The sequence below is a fragment of the Mesorhizobium subarcticum genome (genome assembly GCF_055456085.1).
In genome coordinates this window covers 817,010-833,219 of record NZ_JBVBEG010000002.1, presented here as the reverse complement: position 1 = coordinate 833,219, position 16,210 = coordinate 817,010, and the positions used below count along the sequence as shown (strand labels likewise).

Annotated in this window: 9 protein-coding genes and 10 pseudogenes; 8 read left to right on the top strand and 11 right to left on the bottom strand. The window is 59.3% G+C overall.

The window, feature by feature from the left end; genetic code table 11:
* Positions 1-320: 320 nt before the first annotated feature.
* The gene (locus ACZYHG_RS36015) at positions 321-1,349 is read right to left on the bottom strand and encodes an IS110 family RNA-guided transposase (RefSeq protein ID WP_258598306.1); all 1,029 of its coding nucleotides are present in this window, start codon (positions 1,347-1,349) and stop codon (positions 321-323) included.
* Positions 1,350-1,472: 123 nt separating this feature from the next.
* Between ACZYHG_RS36015 and ACZYHG_RS36010 the strand changes: the two are divergent.
* From ACZYHG_RS36010 to ACZYHG_RS35990, 5 genes and pseudogenes are all read left to right on the top strand, one after another.
* Positions 1,473-1,568 (top strand): annotated as a pseudogene (locus ACZYHG_RS36010) (toll/interleukin-1 receptor domain-containing protein); the annotation flags it as partial.
* 108 nt (positions 1,569-1,676) lie between these two features.
* Positions 1,677-2,966, top strand: a complete 1,290-nt coding sequence (locus tag ACZYHG_RS36005) for a site-specific integrase (protein ID WP_464614954.1) — start codon at positions 1,677-1,679, stop codon at positions 2,964-2,966.
* The gene (locus ACZYHG_RS36000) at positions 2,963-3,901 is read left to right on the top strand and encodes a tyrosine-type recombinase/integrase (RefSeq protein ID WP_464614955.1); all 939 of its coding nucleotides are present in this window, start codon (positions 2,963-2,965) and stop codon (positions 3,899-3,901) included. The genes ACZYHG_RS36005 and ACZYHG_RS36000 overlap by 4 nt, the downstream gene beginning before the upstream one ends.
* Positions 3,898-4,896: a tyrosine-type recombinase/integrase gene (locus ACZYHG_RS35995; RefSeq protein ID WP_464615062.1), complete on the top strand. Its 999-nt coding sequence runs from the start codon at positions 3,898-3,900 to the stop codon at positions 4,894-4,896. The genes ACZYHG_RS36000 and ACZYHG_RS35995 overlap by 4 nt, the downstream gene beginning before the upstream one ends.
* A 316-nt stretch (positions 4,897-5,212) precedes the next feature.
* Positions 5,213-6,217, top strand: a complete 1,005-nt coding sequence (locus ACZYHG_RS35990; protein ID WP_464615061.1) for a tyrosine-type recombinase/integrase — start codon at positions 5,213-5,215, stop codon at positions 6,215-6,217.
* Between the two features lie 100 nt (positions 6,218-6,317).
* Here the strand turns inward: ACZYHG_RS35990 and ACZYHG_RS35985 are convergent.
* Positions 6,318-6,954, bottom strand: a pseudogene (locus tag ACZYHG_RS35985) (sigma factor-like helix-turn-helix DNA-binding protein); the annotation flags it as partial.
* 153 nt (positions 6,955-7,107) lie between these two features.
* Between ACZYHG_RS35985 and ACZYHG_RS35980 the strand changes: the two are divergent.
* Both ACZYHG_RS35980 and repA read left to right on the top strand, forming a co-directional pair.
* Positions 7,108-7,676, top strand: a pseudogene (locus tag ACZYHG_RS35980) (IS6 family transposase); the annotation flags it as partial.
* A 198-nt stretch (positions 7,677-7,874) separates the two neighbouring features.
* Positions 7,875-9,164 (top strand): plasmid partitioning protein RepA, encoded by a 1,290-nt coding sequence (gene repA, locus ACZYHG_RS35975; RefSeq protein ID WP_464615060.1) that lies wholly within the window; start codon positions 7,875-7,877, stop codon positions 9,162-9,164.
* Between the two features lie 28 nt (positions 9,165-9,192).
* On the opposite strand, the pseudogene ACZYHG_RS35970 reads toward repA, so the two are convergent.
* Positions 9,193-9,849, bottom strand: a pseudogene (locus ACZYHG_RS35970) (IS6 family transposase); the annotation flags it as partial.
* 154 nt (positions 9,850-10,003) lie between these two features.
* On the opposite strand from ACZYHG_RS35970, the pseudogene ACZYHG_RS35965 reads away from it, so the two are divergent.
* Positions 10,004-11,621, top strand: a pseudogene (locus ACZYHG_RS35965) (IS1634 family transposase).
* Positions 11,622-11,713: 92 nt separating this feature from the next.
* Here ACZYHG_RS35965 and ACZYHG_RS35960 read toward each other — a convergent pair.
* The 8 genes and pseudogenes from ACZYHG_RS35960 to ACZYHG_RS35925 all read right to left on the bottom strand — a co-directional run.
* Positions 11,714-11,788, bottom strand: a pseudogene (locus ACZYHG_RS35960) (IS6 family transposase); the annotation flags it as partial.
* A gap of 49 nt (positions 11,789-11,837) precedes the next feature.
* Positions 11,838-11,987: pseudogene (locus tag ACZYHG_RS35955) on the bottom strand (IS6 family transposase); the annotation flags it as partial.
* A gap of 182 nt (positions 11,988-12,169) precedes the next feature.
* Positions 12,170-12,883 carry a GntR family transcriptional regulator gene (locus ACZYHG_RS35950; RefSeq protein WP_464615059.1) on the bottom strand — a complete coding sequence of 238 codons (714 nt, stop codon included), beginning with the start codon at positions 12,881-12,883 and terminating at the stop codon, positions 12,170-12,172.
* 77 nt (positions 12,884-12,960) lie between these two features.
* Positions 12,961-13,512: pseudogene (locus ACZYHG_RS35945) on the bottom strand (plasmid partitioning protein RepA); the annotation flags it as partial.
* Between the two features lie 146 nt (positions 13,513-13,658).
* Positions 13,659-13,880, bottom strand: a pseudogene (locus ACZYHG_RS35940) (IS6 family transposase); the annotation flags it as partial.
* Between the two features lie 42 nt (positions 13,881-13,922).
* Positions 13,923-14,637 (bottom strand): annotated as a pseudogene (locus ACZYHG_RS35935) (IS6 family transposase).
* Between the two features lie 332 nt (positions 14,638-14,969).
* On the bottom strand, positions 14,970-15,389 hold the full coding sequence (locus ACZYHG_RS35930) for a DUF2442 domain-containing protein (RefSeq protein WP_464615058.1): 420 nt from the start codon (positions 15,387-15,389) through the stop codon (positions 14,970-14,972).
* A complete protein-coding gene (locus ACZYHG_RS35925; protein WP_258580802.1) occupies positions 15,376-15,624 on the bottom strand; it encodes a DUF4160 domain-containing protein in 249 nt (82 codons plus the stop codon). The genes ACZYHG_RS35930 and ACZYHG_RS35925 overlap by 14 nt, the downstream gene beginning before the upstream one ends.
* Positions 15,625-16,210 lie beyond the last annotated feature (586 nt).

Below are 16,210 nucleotides of genomic sequence, written 5' to 3'. Positions count from 1 at the left end.
GGGGCGCGACTGGCGGACTAACAGCCGAGGGTGAAGTCGCTTTGCGATGACGCTTGTGTGGATGCCAGCCGTTTTGCAAGGAAGATTTTGAACCTTTGAACGCGTGATCGAGTGCGGTCTTGTGTCAGGCCTTGATTTGCGGCCATGACGTGCCGCGGGCCGGTATGGTGATACGCGGATCAGGTCCAAATCTAGAAAGCGAGCGCGAGGCTCGGTGCGTCATTCTGGTTTCCTGATCCCGATCTGATCGATCATTTGCCCATGCGGTTCAGGCCTTCCTCACATCCCCGACGGACCGGTTCAGGTGTGCTGCTGAATGCTCATGCAGGCACCGTTGCCGGATTCCGGTAATCCTCTTCCTTTGTCAGCATGGCCCAGATGCCACGCGCCATCTTGTTGGCCAGCGCAATGGCCACGAGCATGCGCGGCTTCTTCGGCATCATGCGCGCGAGCCAGGAGCCCTCGGGCGCGCCCTTCCGCGATGCCCATCGGACCACAGCCATGGCTCCAATGATGAGCAGGCGTCGAATATCGCATTGGCCCATCTTCGAGGTTTTTCCTAGTCGTTGCTTGCCGCCGGTCGATTTCTGCAACGGGACGAGCCCAAGCCAGGCGGCGAAGTCACGGCCGCATTTGAACGTCTCCATCGGGGGCGCGAAAGTTTCGATCGCCAGTGCGGCGATGGGGCCAACGCCGGGCATGGTTTGCAAGCGCCGAGATGCCTCAGCTTCCCTCGACAGAGCATCGATCTTCTTCTTCAGTGCGTCGATCCGGCCTGTTAGCTGGTAGATCCGGTCCAGCAGATCGCGGCAGATTTCGCGGGCCAGATCAGGCAAATTGGCTTTCTCGTCCTCAACGAAACATTCAAGTCGGTTCAGATAACGAATTCCCTGAGGCGCGATGTGGCCGAACTCATAAAGGTGCGCACGCAAGGCGTTGACCAACTCAGTGCGCTGATTGACCAGCTGTTCTCGGGTGCGAAACATTATGGACCGAGACTGCTGCTCCTCGGTTTTCGGTTCGACGAAGCGCATCGTTGGCCGTTGCGCTGCCTCGACGATCGCCTCCGCATCCGCTGCGTCGTTCTTCTGCCGCTTGACGAACGCCTTGACATACCGAGGTGCAATCAGCTTCGGCTGATGGCCAAGCCGGACCATCTCGCGAGCCCAATAATGGGAACCGGCGCACGCCTCCATCGCCACTACACATGTTGGCTGACCCGCCATGAACTTGCAAAACTGCAGGCGCGACAGTTTTTTGCGGAACACGACTGATCCGTCAGCCGCCGCGCCATGCAGCTGAAACACGTTCTTTGCCAGATCGACCCCAATGATGGTAACCTTTTCCATGGATGCCTGCCTCTCCTTTGCGTGGCTCTAACACCACAAACTTGGCACATCGCGATGCCGCCGGGGAAGGCTGGCATCCACCCCATCTAGAAAGCACCCACGCGACTCGGGTAAGATCGCCTCATGGCTAGATGCACAGCACCAGTAAGAGGCCATCGCTCTGCGGCCGCTGCCGCGGACTGCCCAGCATGTGGTAGCCGCTATGGCCGCGGCTACAGCTGCATGATCTGCGACATAACTCCGAGTGCCGGATTATTCCGAGTCACGCCATCGCTGCGGCGTAATTTTTTAATGATTGCAAGTAATTGGATCAGCGTCGGCCGTTGATTGCTCGGCATTATTCGGCTGCTCTTTCTGAGCGTGGACTTTCCCACGCTACAGGGAGACAGACGAATGCTTGATCTGAATGAGACGCTAGCCGAAGATCGCTGGATAGGCCGATTGGCTAGCCACCTGGATGGTTTCGAGGCTTTGCTCGATGGCCAGGGATACGCCAAAGCGACTGTTCGGGAGAAGATGAAGCTCCTGGCTGGTTTCAGTGCTTGGGTGGAGAGGCAGGATGTTCCGCTGAGCTTGCTCGGGGAAGAGGACGCAGATCGATTTCTGACGGAACTTGGTCGGCGCCCGAGGCGTGGCGATGCCTGGACCATTCGGCAGTTGCTCCGATATCTGCGCGACACGGGCGGCGTGCCGGTACCGCTGCTGGAGGTCGATACGAGCGCCAAGGGTAAGCTGATCGACGCATTTGGGGAATTCCTGCGCACCGAGCGTGGTCTCTCGGCATCGACATTGACGAACTATCTGCCGATTGTTCGTGGGTTCCTAGACGAACAGTTTGGCGGCAACGATCCGGATTTTGACCGCTTGCGAGTGGGCGACGTTCATCGGTTCATCGTGCGGCGCGCCCAGGCCGGTTCGCCCGGCCGCGCCAAGTTGGCGGTCACGGCGCTGCGTTCGTTTCTGCGCTTCCTCCAGCAACGCGGGTTGCTTGCCACCGATCTCGCTGTCGCGGTGCCTGGGATCGCCGGCTGGCGCTTGGCACATCTGCCGAAGGCGCTGCCTGCCGAACAGGTCGAACGGCTCCTTGCGTCTTGCGACAGGAGAACACCGGCCGGCCGCAGGGACTACGCGGTTCTGATGCTGCTCGCGCGCCTCGGCTTACGGGGTGGCGAAGTCTCAGCCTTGACCCTGGACGATCTCGACTGGGATTGCGGCGAGATCGTCGTGCATGGCAAGGGTCAACGGCTGGCGCGGCTGCCACTGCCGGCGGATGTCGGTGCCGCCTTGGTCGACTATCTGCGGCAAGATCGGCCTGCTTGCTCAACACGCCGCGTCTTCATTCGCATAAAGGCGCCCAGACGGAGTTTTGTCAGCCCGTCGACTATTTGCTGCATCGTCCATCGTGCGCTCAAGCGCGCCGGTCTGACGCCGGCGTTCAAGGGTGCGCACCTGTTGCGTCACTCACTCGCCACCGATCTGCTGCGCCGCGGCGCTTCGCTCGTTGAAATCGGTCAACTTCTCCGCCACAGCCAGCCGAACACGACACAGATCTATGCCAAAGTCGACATCGCGGCGTTGCGTGCCATTGCGCTACCCTGGCCAGGAGTCGCATCATGAGCGCGTTGCAAGCGGCGCTCGAAGAGTACCTGGCCGCGCGCCGCGCCCTCGGCCATAAGCTGCGTCTTTCCGGACGGTTGCTGCAGCGCTTCGTTGTCTTTGCCGAATCTTCCGGCGCCACCGTCATCACCACCGAGATTGCCCTGGCCTGGGCCATGCAGCCGGCAGAGGCACAGCCCGCCCAGTGGGCCAACCGGTTGGCGATGGTTCGCCGGCTCGCGCGCTATTGCAGCGCCATTGACCCGCAGACCGTCGTCCCGCCGCCCGACCTTCTTCCTCACCGGTATCGTCGGCCATCGTCGCCCTATGTTTACCGCGACGAAGAGATCACCCGACTGATCGACGCGGCAAAGCGCTTGCCGTCGACAGTCGGCCTTCGCCCGCAGACCTATGCCACGCTCTTCGGCTTGTACGCGGCGACCGGCATGCGCTGTAACGAACCGCTGCGTCTCGATCGCGGCGACACCGATCTCGTTGATGGCGTGCTGACGGTTCGCGACACGAAGTTCGGCAAGTCGCGCTACGTGCCGCTTCACCCCTCGACGCAACACGCTCTCAAAATCTATGCGGCCAGCCGAGACCGGTCATGCCCCAATCCCCTGAGCTCCAGCTTCTTCCTTTCCGAGCGCGGCATGCGTTTAACCGAATGGGCCGTGCGGTGGACGTTCGTCAAGCTGTCGCGCGAGGTCGGCCTCCGCGGCGCCAATGACTCCCGCGGGCCACGCCTGCACGACCTTCGCCACCGACTGGCCGTGACAACATTGCTGCGCTGGTATCGCAACGGCATCGATGTCGAACGCCACCTGCCCGAGTTGGCGACCTATCTCGGCCATGCCCACATCACCGACACCTATTGGTATTTGACGGCAACGCCGGAGCTGCTGCAGCAAGCGCTGCTGCGGGCGGAACAATCTCAGCCGGAATCCCGCCCATGAGCGCCGCCCCAACGTTCCCCGCTCTTCTTGAGGCCTTCTTCACCGATCGCCTCATCAGACAACGACAAGCAAGCCCGCATACGCTGGCGAGCTACCGCGATACCTTCTGCCTGCTGCTGGCCTATGCCCAGCGGCAGCTACGCAAGGGGGCCTCGCACGTCACCTTGCCGGATCTCGACACCGCCTTCCTTGGCGCCTTCCTCGATCATCTCGAACACGAACGCGACAACTGCGCCAGGAGCCGCAATGTCCGTCTTGCCGCCATCCATTCCTTCTTCCGCTATGTGGCCTTGCATGCGCCGGAACACAGCGCATTGGCTCAGCGCGTGCTCGCCATTCCGAGCAAGCGTTACGTGCGCCGGCCGGTCGCCTTCCTCAGTAGCGTCGAAGTCGCCGCCTTGCTCGCCGCCCCCGACCTCGGCAGCTGGATCGGGCGCCGTGACCGGGCGCTTCTGTTGCTGGCCGTGCAGACCGGCCTGCGTGCTGCCGAAATCGTCGGCCTTCGCTGCGAGGACATTGTCCTTGGCCCGGCCGCCTATGTGCAATGTCAGGGAAAGGGCCGAAAACTCCGCAATACCCCGCTTCGCAAGGATACGGTCACGGTGCTGCGTGCCTGGCTTGCCGAGCGACGCGGGCGGAGCGCCGATCCTGCCTTCCCGACGATAAGCGGCACGTCATTGAGTCACGACGCACTTCAATATCTGCTGAACAAGCACCTCGCCGTCGCACGTCGCCACTGCCCATCGCTGGCCAGCAAGCACGTAACGCCGCATGTCCTGAGGCATACCCTGGCAATGGACCTGCTCCAGCACGGCGTCGACCGCTCGGTCATTGCTCTGTGGCTGGGCCACGAGTTGGTCGAAACCACCGCCATCTATCTTCAGGCCGACATGAAGCTCAAGGAGCAAGCTCTGGCGAAGACCGACACGGCCGACATCCGGTTGGGCCGCTACAAGCCCGACGACCATCTCCTTGCATTCCTGAAGAGCCTCTGATTATGCCGACCCAACAGCCACAGATCGCCCGCACTCTTTGGCCTCCCGGACCGTCACTCGGAATAATCCGGCACTCGGAGTTATGCCGATAATTCCGAGCTCGGAATTAGCGGCACAGCTTTGCGGTCGGGCGACTTCTGCGGTGGTATCGCGACGGACATAACCCCACCGACAAGCTCGTTAAGCTGTCGACCTTCATGGGCCACGTCGACCCCGCTTCCACCGCCGTCTATCTCACCGTTACCGCCGATCTCCTGGAAGCCGCCGGCCAGCGCTTCGAACGCTTTGCAGCACCCCTTTCGTATGGAGGACGGCTATGAGAACCGTCGGCAGTCTCGTCTATCAGTTCTTCGAACACCATCTCAAAGCCGAGAAGGGTCTGGCGTCCACCTCGATCCGGAGCTACCGCGACGGAATACGGTTGTTTCTCCTATTCTTGGCCCGGGAGAACCGAACTCCGATCAGCAAGCTCAGGCTGAGCGACCTCAGCGCCGACAATGTGCGGGCATTTCTCGCCCATCTTGAAGCCGAGCGCGGCAACGGCATCCGAGCACGGAACCACCGGCTAGCAATGCTACACACCTTCTTCGCCTATGCCGGCGGCCAGGAACCTATAGTGCTGCCGGAGGCCGAGCGCGTCGCCGCCATCCCAAGGAAGCGTGCGCAGCCGGCAGCCACCTATTATCTCGAACGCGACGAGGTCGAACGGCTCTTCGACAAACTGCCGCGCGGCGGAAAGCTCGCCATCCGCGACAAGGCGCTGCTCATGTTCCTGTACAATACGGGCGCCCGCGCAACGGAAGTCATCGGACTGATCGTCGATCAGTTGGTTTTGACCTCCTCACCGCGGGTGAACCTGCACGGCAAGGGCGATAAGTGGCGGACCTGCCCACTATGGCCCGAGACTGCCCGCCTGCTTGGCGAGATGCTGCGTAACCGACGCCAGCCAGCCACGCCGGAAAGTCCGGTATTCCTGAGCAACGTCGGCAAGCCGCTGACGCGATTCGGCCTCTACAAGCTTGTCTGGCGTCATGGTTCGAGTATTCGCATTGGCAACGGACAAAGGTCCATATCTCCACATGTTTGGAGACACACGACGGCCGTTCATCTCCTCGAGTCCGGCGTCGACGTGAACGTCATAAGAGGTTGGCTTGGCCACGTCAGCCTGGATACGACCAACCGATATGCCGAGATTAGCATCAGGATGAAGCAGGAGGCACTTGAGGCTTGTCAGGTGCTTGCTACTTCTTCGGTGGGACCGCCCCGAAAGCCAGTCTGGCAGAGCGAGCCAAAACTTCTCGAATGGCTTGCCGGCCTCTGATCGTTATGTGCCCCGTGTCGTCGAGAACGCTTGGGTCAGCAGGTCGCGGGGCACATAACCGCTCGGGACACAAAAGCCCGATTACGTGCCCGGGCACGTAATCGGGCACCGTGATGGTCGCCACTCCGCCGAAGGCGGCGAACATGCCGACATGGCAGCCGATCCAGTCGCCCAGCCCTTCGCTCGGCCGAGCCTCGCAGTAAACATAGCTGGAGGCTCCCAATGCGCCACGAACAACTTCATGGCCTGAGCTTCGCCCGTTATCGGGTCGACGATATCGATGGTGTCGCCGGCGTAATCGACAAACACCTTCTCACCGGCGGCGTGGCGTTGGCGCATCGTTGGCGACACGCGCTGCTTCCAGGCCTCGTAGCTCGTGCAGAACCAGGTATAGCCATAGCCGTTGGGACGGTCCGTGCGATATTCCACCCAGAGCAGCGAACACGTCACTCCGGGGCGGCGCAGTTCCCGATCGACATGAGCCCAGTCAGGCTCGGGGCCGCGGTCGGTCTTGACGCAGACCTGCCCCGGAAACAGCAACCGTTCCAGGCTGGTGTCGGTCATCGCCTCGGCAACGGCCAGGTTAGTTTGGCTGCATTGGCCCGGTGAAGGTAAATTCCCACGGCCCCTTTGCTGATCCCCAACGACTTGGCAATCAGCCGGCTGCTAAGCCCGCTCTCGTACTTCAGTCGCAATAGTTCGCGTATGCGGCGCATCGACAATCTCTCGGTCGGCATCTGGATTCCTCGTGTCAAAACGAGTGTGTCCATAGCCCAGTCAGACTGTCGGTCGGGATCCCTTCACCCTTGCTCTAAAGGTGCCCACCATCCTCTGAAATCACTGCCCACGATCCTCTGAAATGGGTGCCCACGATCCTCTGAAATCCGCACGTTTCCCACGAGACCATCCGCCGATGGTGCCGAAAGCACGGCCCTGATTATGCGCGCCGCATGCGCCGCAGGCACCGACGAAAGATGATGTCTGACACCTGGATGAAGTCGCGGTGCGCATCAACGGTCAGAAATGCTGGTTGTGGAGAGCGGTTGATCAGGACGGATATGTGCTCGACGAGATTGTCCAGACGCGTCGCAACAGCAAGGCCGCCAAGCGCCTGCTGACGCGACTTCTGAAGAAGCAGGGTCTGCCGCCAAAGCGTACGATCACCGACAAACTGCGCTCCTACGGGGCGGCCCAACGCCAGGTCATGCCGAACGTGGAACACCGCTCGCATAAAGGCTTGAACAACCGGGCGGAGAATTCTCATCTGCCGTTCCGAAAACGGGAACGAACGCGACAGGGTTTCCGGTCGGTCGGCTCATTGCAGCATTTCGTGTCGATCTTCTCTGCCGTGCGAAATCTCTTCGTCCCATCCCAGACCAACCGCTCCGCAGCACAAATTCGAACCCATCGACGCCAGGCAATGGCCGCGTGGGAAGCCGTGAGTGCACGGCCTGCCTGAAAAGCGCGGTATCGGCCTCACGCGGCCACATTTCAAACAACGTGACAACGCCGGCAAAATATGTCTTCGAGGTTCACGGCATCGACAAGCACGGGATGAGCTGACGAAAGGCGGCAATCTTGTTGACCGTTGACTGAAGTGAGTTTAAACGGTGGCGGAAAAACTCGACATTCAGGAGAAAAACCGTCGCGATGCCTTATGCCACAACCTGTGAATCCTAAGGAGATAACGTCGGAGCGCATTCGGCGTCATGGCAAAGAACTCTGGGAGAGCGTACGCGCGCGCGGCGCAGGTATCAATTATCCTTTTCCAGACCATATGACCTTGCGCTCTTTCTCGTTGGGAGAGGTCGCTGAGATTCTCAGTGTGTCGGACAGCTATCTGCGCCAGCTGTCAATTGATGGTCTGGGGCCAACACCGGAGCTAGGGACCGCAGGGCGACGCTCCTATACGCTTCGACAGATCAACGAACTTCGTGCTTATCTCGCTTCGGCCCGTCCGAAAGAGGCTTTGAAGTTTTGCCCGCGGAGGCGCGAGGGTGAGAAACTACAGATCATCTCAGTAGCCGCCGGCCCCGCAAGAACCACTACAGCGTTCTATCTGGTTCAGGGCCTTGCACTTCAAGGATTCCGCGTTCTCGCTGTAGATCTCGATCCGAGGGGCTCATTGTCGGAAATGTTCGGTTACTTCTCGAGTATCATTCCCGTCCACAATGCGAGCATGTATGCCGCGATGCGCTATGATGACCGCCGGGCCAGTATACGTACTGCAATCCGATCGACCCATTTTGATGGTCTTGATCTCGTGCCGGGCTCTTTCGAGCTCGGCGAGTTCGAGGAGGAAAGTTCGCGGCGCTACCATAGCGAGAACTTGAGGTACCCAGATGCCAGCGTCAGAATGGTGTCTGCGATCAAGGAAGTCGAGGCGGATTACGACGTCGTCGTTATCCACTGTGCACCTGAATACAGCTTCTTGACCGTGGGTGCGTTTGAAGCAGCGACCGGCGTGCTGGTGATGGTCCGCCCGCAATTGGCTGATATTGCGTCAATGGCCATGTTCCTCAACATTTTCTCGCATTCCGTCTCCCTGATCGAAAAAGCTGAGCGGCCCGTAAATTATGATTTTATCAAATTCTTGGTGACACGGCACGACCCGCGCGACGTCTCACAGCAGGAGGCTGTCGCCCTACTGCGGGACTTACTGGGGGATGATCTCTTGACTGCGACCGTCTGGGAATCGAACGCGATCCGGGAAGCGCGGCTCAAAAACCGATCATTGTATGAGATGTCAGCGGGAGCGGTAGGCCGATCGGCATACGAGCAAGCGATGGAATCGCTGAATTCTACCAATGCGGAGGTAATGGACATCATATCCAAGGTTTGGGGCCGTCCCCCGATTTATGTGTCGCAGGCTTCGCACTCGACGACTGCAGGTAAGGCGAAACCCCCATCGAGGAGGCTTAGCGGCACCGTAAACTTAACGCTGTGAAAACAAGATCTGGGAGTGAGGCTTTGGTTCATTCGGCGTGAAGGCGCGCGATTTGGCGCCATGCTTGCATGGCAGTTGCTCGCAGTTCTCGATGGTGGGTGGATGGAATATCGTGGCGGGGAACGTTAAAGAGGTTGGCGGTCGGGTCGTGGACGGAAACGAAACGCTGAAGATGTCGCGCTGACTTGAAGCGCTTCATGACCCTCTCCCGCCGTCGGACGGGTTGATGAGAGTTCTCCGCCCGATTGTTCAGGCCCTTGTGCGAGCGATGCTCGACGCCTGGCATGATCTCCCGCTTCGCCGCACCGTAGGATCGAAGCTTGTCGGTGATCATCACACGCGGCGAACGGCCTTGCCCTTTCAGAAGCTTTCGCATCAAGCGCTTTGCCGCCTTGGCATTGCGACGGCTTTGCACCAACACGTCGAGAACAAACCCGTCCTGATCAACGGCGCGCCAAAGCCAGTGTTTCTTTCCACCGATGGTGATGACAACCTCATCGAGATGCCATTTGTCGCCGAGCTTGCCGGCCGATCGCTTCCGGATATCATTGGCAAAGTGTCTGCCAAATTTCTCAGCCCAAAGTCGCACGGTCTGGTGAGAGACGATGACGCCACGAGCTGCCAGCATATCCTCGACCATCCGCAGGCCGAGCGGAAACCGGAAATAGAGCCAAACCCGACTTGAACAGTTGGAGGTGAACGGATGGCGAACGCTGTCGGTTAAGCTATTGAATTCACTCGCCTCGAGTTTTCGGCGCGAAAATGTGTGGTAACAACATTTGATCTGCTAGCCGCATGTTGTATGGATTTTATGGCATTTATTCGCTAACAACGCTGGCATGTTTGTCGTTGAGAGAGTCGCTCGCGGCCACCGCTATCTTTACCTCGTGGAAAGTGTCCGCGACGGCAAAACCGTTCGCCAGCGCACGATAAAGGCGCTGGGCCGCAAGGATGCGCTGGTTGCCAGCGGCGAACTTGACAGATTGGCGGCCTCGATTGCGCGCCATGGCGAGCGCAGCCTCATCCTGTCCGACATTGACGCGGGGCGAATTGCCTCTCGCCGCATCGGCGGTCCGCTGTTGTTCGGGCGGCTGTGGGAGCGGCTCGGGATCGGCGATGTGCTGGAAGAGGTGCTGGAAGGGCGCCAGTTCGGCTTTGCGGTGGAACGGGCGGTGTTCATTGGCACGTTGCATCGGCTGTTCGTCTCGGGCTCGGACCGCGACTGCGCGAACTGGATGGCCGATTATGGTATCGAGGGCGCCGAGGGTCTGGCGCTCCATCACTTTTACCGGGCCATGGCGTGGCTGGGCGAGGAACTCGGCGAAAAGGCGCAAGGCGCGCTGCGTGAAAGACGCGATCGAGGAAAAGCTCTTCGCGCGCCGGCAGGACCTGTTCACCGACCTCAGCCTTGTGTTCATGGACACCACCTCGTTGTCCTTCCATGGCGCGGGCGGCGAGACGCTGGGCAAGCGCGGGCATTCCAAGGACTTCCGCCCCGATCTGGCGCAAATGATCCTGGCGCTGGTCGTTGATGCCGAGGGCCGGCCGGTCTGCACCGAGATGGTGCCCGGCAACACCGCTGACGTGACCGTCCTGTTGCCGGTGGTCGATCGGCTGCGAACGCGCTTCGGCGTCACACGCGCCTGCGTTGTCGCCGATCGCGGCATGATCAGCGCCGATACCATCGCCGCGCTCGAAAAGCTGGGCATGGAATACATTCTGGGGGCCCGCGAACGCTCGAGCAGCGTGATCCACAACGTCGTGCTCAATGACGCGGCACCGATGGTTCCGCTCGTTCTCGAGCGCCAGCGCGGTGAAACTCAGTTGTGGGTCAAAGAGGTCAAGGTCGGTAAAGACCGCTACATTGTCAGCCGCAATGACGCCGAGGCCGAGAAGGACAAGGCCGACCGCCAGGCGATCATCGCCGGCCTCGAGGCACAGCTCAAGAAGGGCGACAAGGCACTGGTCGGCAACTCGGCCTACCGGCGTTACCTCAAGGCCAGCGGCAAGAACTTCAAGATCGATGTCGGCAAGCTTGCCGAGGAAGCCCGGTACGACGGCATCACCGTGGTGCGGACCAACGCGAAGGTGACCCCGCTCCAGGCCGTGCTGCGGTATCGCGATTTGCTCGAGGTCGAGAGCCTGTTCCGCGCCGCCAAGGCAACCTTCAATACCCGGCCGATCTTCCACCAATCCGATGCCGTCATCCGCGGGCATGTGTTCTGCTCGTTCCTGGGGCTCGTACTCAGCAAGGAACTGTACCGCCTCTGCCGGGCCAAAGGCCTGACGCCCGAATGGCAGCCGCTTCTACGCGATCTCGACCGCCTCCAGGAAGCCACCATCGAAAAGGATGGTCGCATCGTCACCACCAGAACGCACGTTACGGGCCAAGTGGGCAACGTCTTCAAGGCATCTGGCATCGCTCTGCCACACAACCTCGACGAACAACTCGCCTGAGATCATCCCCAAAATGTAGTGGTAACACGCGCCGGCGCGCGCCTAACGTGCTGATATAATAACATATTCTTACAGGCGGTGTTTAAGTGGGGCCAAACGGCATGGGCAATCACCTGCGCCGGAAATCGGTGGCGACGATAAAGAGGATCACGGGAAAATCTGGTCATGCCGCCAGATCCCACATTTTGATCGATGCCCGGTTAACGTTACGGTGCCCTTCTGACCGTTGATGCGCACCGCGACTTCATCCAGGTGCCAGACATCATCTTTCGTCGGCGACTTGCGGCGTATGCGGCGCGCATAATCAGGGCCGTGCTTTCGGCACCATCGGCGGATGGTCTCGTAGGAAACGACGATCCCGCGATCGAAGCTGGATTTGAACGGTGTTCGCTACAACCTTCACATCAACTACCGCGCCAATCCGTCAGGCGCGAGGCTCGCGCGGGGAAGTCGATGTTGCATAAGCTAGTCCGCCGGGGAATCAGCAAAAGCGTCGGCCGCAACAGCAGCAAAAGTGAGCCAGAGCCACATCTCGGTGGAACGCCGGGTCAGCTCTCAGTCCACATCAACAACAATGTCTCCAACCAGCTCTCTTTCGTATTCCCGGCACGATGATTGCCCTCCAGCACAAGCTCGGGAACGGTGTTAATTATCGCACTGAATTGCCGATCAACATTTGCGATCGCCCCATTCTTGTCTCGCTTATCAAGAAGCTCCAGAAGCTCGCTCATATCACCTCTGATACATGATAGACGCTCCGGCCGTTGCAAGTCCAAAAAACGAACGTATCTCGTCCGGATGTTGAACTCACGAACGAGGTCCAGCATTCTTTCGTTGTTCGAAGACTCTGCGATCCTATCGTAAAGTACCTCAAGAAACTCCCTGATCAAGTAATAGTCGTTCCATCTGGGATTCGTTGGAAGCACCGGCCACGGCTTAGAATGCTCATCTAGGTTTTCTCTGAGAGCATGCTGGAGGATCATGTTGATAAAGGCATATTTATCTGAGAGTTGCTTTGTATCCAGTTTCTTGGTGTAGTAGCCGTTGCGTGTAGAGCCCACGATGTACTTTTCGGTTTCGAGCTTAATCAATGCCTCGCGTATCGGGGTCGCGCTCGTTTTCAGGACATCGCTGATTTCACGCATATCGAGTCGCGTATAAGGGGGCACCTTAAAATCGACAATAAGATTCTTCAATGCTTTATAGACTCGATTGCCCTTGAACCGAGTCCATCCCGGTGTATCTTCGTGCTGCTTATACATGTCTTCTCCTCGGAGCATGGTTTCTGCTATTCAAAGAAGCTTGGTCTGCAGCCCCACTCCTGGCGTGGGCGTGTAATTTCTCCTCTATAGCGCATCGCGGCATACATGCTCGCATTGTGGACGGGAATGATACTCGAGAAGTAACCGAACATTTCCGACAATGAGCCCTTCGGATCGAGATCTACAACGAGAACGCGGAACCCTTGAAGTGCAAGGCCCTGAACCAGATAGAACGCTGTAGTGGTTCTTGCGGGGCCGGCGGCTACTGAGATGATCTGTAGTTTCTCACCCTCGCGCCTCCGCGGGCAAAACTTCAAAGCCTCTTTCGGACGGGCCGAAGCGAGATAAGCACGAAGTTCGTTGATCTGTCGAAGCGTATAGGAGCGTCGCCCTGCGGTCCCTAGCTCCGGTGTTGGCCCCAGACCATCAATTGACAGCTGGCGCAGATAGCTGTCCGACACACTGAGAATCTTAGCGACCTCTCCGAACGAGAAAGAGCGCAAGGTCATATGGTCTGGAAAAGGATAATTGATACCTGCGCCGCGCGCTCGTACGCTCTCCCAGAGTTCTTTGCCATGACGCGGAATGCGCTCCGACGTTATCTCCTTAGGATTCACAGGTTGTGGCATAACGGGCATCGCGACGGTTTTTCTCCGGAATGTCGAGTTTATTCCGCCACGGTTTAAACTCACTTCAGTCAACGGTCAACAAGATTGCCGCCGGCGGCGCTGTCACATTGTTTGAAGCGTGGACGCGCGGAAGCCCACAGCTGTTTTCAGGCAATCTGCAACGCCGCGGCCTTCCATTCTGCCATGGCATTGAGGCGGTGAGTTCGGATCTGCGTGGCGGACCTGTTTGAGCGGGAGGGGACAAAGAGATCGCGTATGGCGGAGAAGACCGAGACGAAATGCTGAAGGGAGCCAATGCTGCGGAAGCCTTGCCGAATTCGCTCCCGCTTTCGAAACGGCAGGTGAGAGTTCTCCGCCCGGCACCGTAAACTTAACGCTGTGAAACCAAGATCTGGGAGTGAGGCTTTGGTTCATTCGGCGTGAAGGCGCGCGATTTGGCGCCATGCTTGCATGGCAGTTGCTCGCAGTTCTCGATGGTGGGTGGATGGAATATCGTGGCGGAACGTTAAAGAGGTTGGCGATCGGGTCGTGGACGGAAACGAAACGCTGAAGATGTCGCGCTGACTTGAAGCGCTTCATGATCCTCTCCCGCCGTCGGACGGGTTGATGAGAGTTCTCCGCCCGATTGTTCAGGCCCTTGTGCGAGCGATGCTCGACGCCTGGCATGATCTCCCGCTTCGCCGCACCGTAGGATCGAAGCTTGTCGGTGATCATCACACGCGGCGAACGGCCTTGCCCTTTCAGAAGCTTTCGCATCAAGCGCTTTGCCGCCTTGGCATTGCGACGGCTTTGCACCAACACGTCGAGAACAAACCCGTCCTGATCAACGGCGCGCCAAAGCCAGTGTTTCTTTCCACCGATGGTGATGACAACCTCATCGAGATGCCATTTGTCGCCGAGCTTGCCGGCCGATCGCTTCCGGATATCATTGGCAAAGTGTCTGCCAAATTTCTCAGCCCAAAGTCGCACGGTCTGGTGAGAGACGATGACGCCACGAGCTGCCAGCATATCCTCGACCATCCGCAGGCTGAGCGGAAACCGGAAATAGAGCCAAACGGCATGGGCAATCACCTGCGCCGGAAATCGGTGGCGACGATAAAGAGGATCACGGGAAAATCTGGTCATGCCGCCAGATCCCACATTTTGATCGATGCCCGGTTAACGTTACGGTGCCGGAAAAGGTGCTTCGAGAAATCGATGCTGACAAAGCCGAAGTGCAGGCAACCAAGGGCCAGAGGATAATTTGACGATCGTGCCGCATATCGAAAGGTCACGCCGTAAGCGGGGATGGCTGTGCCTTGGCGACCAGCCGTCGCGCTCAACCTATATTTATGCGCCAAGATCGGACTGGGCGCGCACTGCGGGTGATGTATCCCGCGGACAATTCAGTGACACGGCCCTGGTCAGACCGCCCAGTTGGCTTCAGCAGATTGCCAGAGTTGATTTCAGCGGCCGGCCTATAGGCCACCACCGGCAACCTTGCGCGGCCGGCCTCCCTTGCGGCCGTTCTCCCGAGCCGCCGCCGCCTTGGCGCGCGAACGGGCTTGGCCGCCGGCCGTACCGAGCTGCGCGGCCATCCAGCGCTTTGAGCCAAACCCACCTTGCAGCAGCGCCGGCACATACACATCAGCATCGAGCTTCGGCCAGTGCAGGCCAAGGCCGGCCGGGCTGATCTCGACCTCGGCAAGGTCGGCCGGCGAGGCATCAGCCAAACCTTCTGCTAGGCGCGGCGGGAAAGCGATCTGCACGCCGGTATTCAGGTTGACGACGATGCGGGCCGAGCGGCGATCGTAGCGCGCGGACACGGCAAAGCCGTTCTCCCGCAGCGCGGCCATCCGCTTTTCGGCTTGGTGAAACTCTTGCTCAGTAACGGCCATGAATTGTTCTCCATTCCGCACATAAGGTTGCCAGTGCGCCGGCCAGGTCATCCGCGATCCGGCTTAGCGCGGCCTGGTTGAATCCGAAGCTCTCCCGCAGCGCCGGCGGTCCATCGGGGCAATGCAGGATGAACACCGCTTCGCCGGCCGCTCCCTTGATGTGGACGTGCGCGGGTCGATGATCGTTCGGGTAGATGACCACGCGCAAGCCATCGAGGCGTAAAACGGTTGGCATGGGTGATCTATACCAAAACCCAAGCGCTTAGGAAAGTCGAAATTGTCGCAAAAATCAGTCGCGGAAGTTTGAATTTGCGACCGACTTTTGTGACAGAAATTCCCCTGAAAAATCAGGGCCGGTGATTTTGTCGCGACAGCTTTTGGCTTTTGGCCCAAAAAGCTAACCCGCCGACGCAGACCACAATAGCCACACCACATGCCATGTAGAGGCTTGCCTCTGAGGCTCCCGGCGCGATTGTCGGCAGGAGATATATCGCAAGCCCGAATCCGCTTGTGAGCAGGGTCGTAAATGCCTGCACACGGCCAATCATGCTCTAATCCACAGCGGTCAAAAGGTGGGGCGTTGGCCGCCGCTCGCGATACGCGCCGCTATCCCTGGTCCTGCCTTTTGCCGCGATCGCCAAGGCGATAGCCGCGATATGAACGCAGCAGTAAATCGTCTGCCATGCATGTCACAGCGCTCGCTTCGGTCAAGAAGCCCATGGCAGTGTTGGCACCAATGTGGGTGAGCTGCGCAGTGGCGACGGCCGTTGACACCGGCGGGCCTCGCCGACGATAAGGAAATTTAGTCATCCCCAAACTGC

Excerpts from the sequence above, each read along its gene's own strand:
- ACZYHG_RS36015 (WP_258598306.1), bottom strand. The coding sequence starts at position 1,349 with ATGGAAAAGGTTACCATCATTGGGGTCGATCTGGCAAAGAACGTGTTT.
- ACZYHG_RS35930 (WP_464615058.1), bottom strand. The coding sequence starts at position 15,389 with ATGGCCGTTACTGAGCAAGAGTTTCACCAAGCCGAAAAGCGGATGGCC.
- repA (WP_464615060.1), top strand. The coding sequence starts at position 7,875 with ATGCCACAACCTGTGAATCCTAAGGAGATAACGTCGGAGCGCATTCGG.
- ACZYHG_RS36000 (WP_464614955.1), top strand. The coding sequence starts at position 2,963 with ATGAGCGCGTTGCAAGCGGCGCTCGAAGAGTACCTGGCCGCGCGCCGC.
- ACZYHG_RS35995 (WP_464615062.1), top strand. The coding sequence starts at position 3,898 with ATGAGCGCCGCCCCAACGTTCCCCGCTCTTCTTGAGGCCTTCTTCACC.
- ACZYHG_RS35990 (WP_464615061.1), top strand. The coding sequence starts at position 5,213 with ATGAGAACCGTCGGCAGTCTCGTCTATCAGTTCTTCGAACACCATCTC.
- ACZYHG_RS35925 (WP_258580802.1), bottom strand. The coding sequence starts at position 15,624 with ATGCCAACCGTTTTACGCCTCGATGGCTTGCGCGTGGTCATCTACCCG.
- ACZYHG_RS35950 (WP_464615059.1), bottom strand. The coding sequence starts at position 12,883 with ATGTATAAGCAGCACGAAGATACACCGGGATGGACTCGGTTCAAGGGC.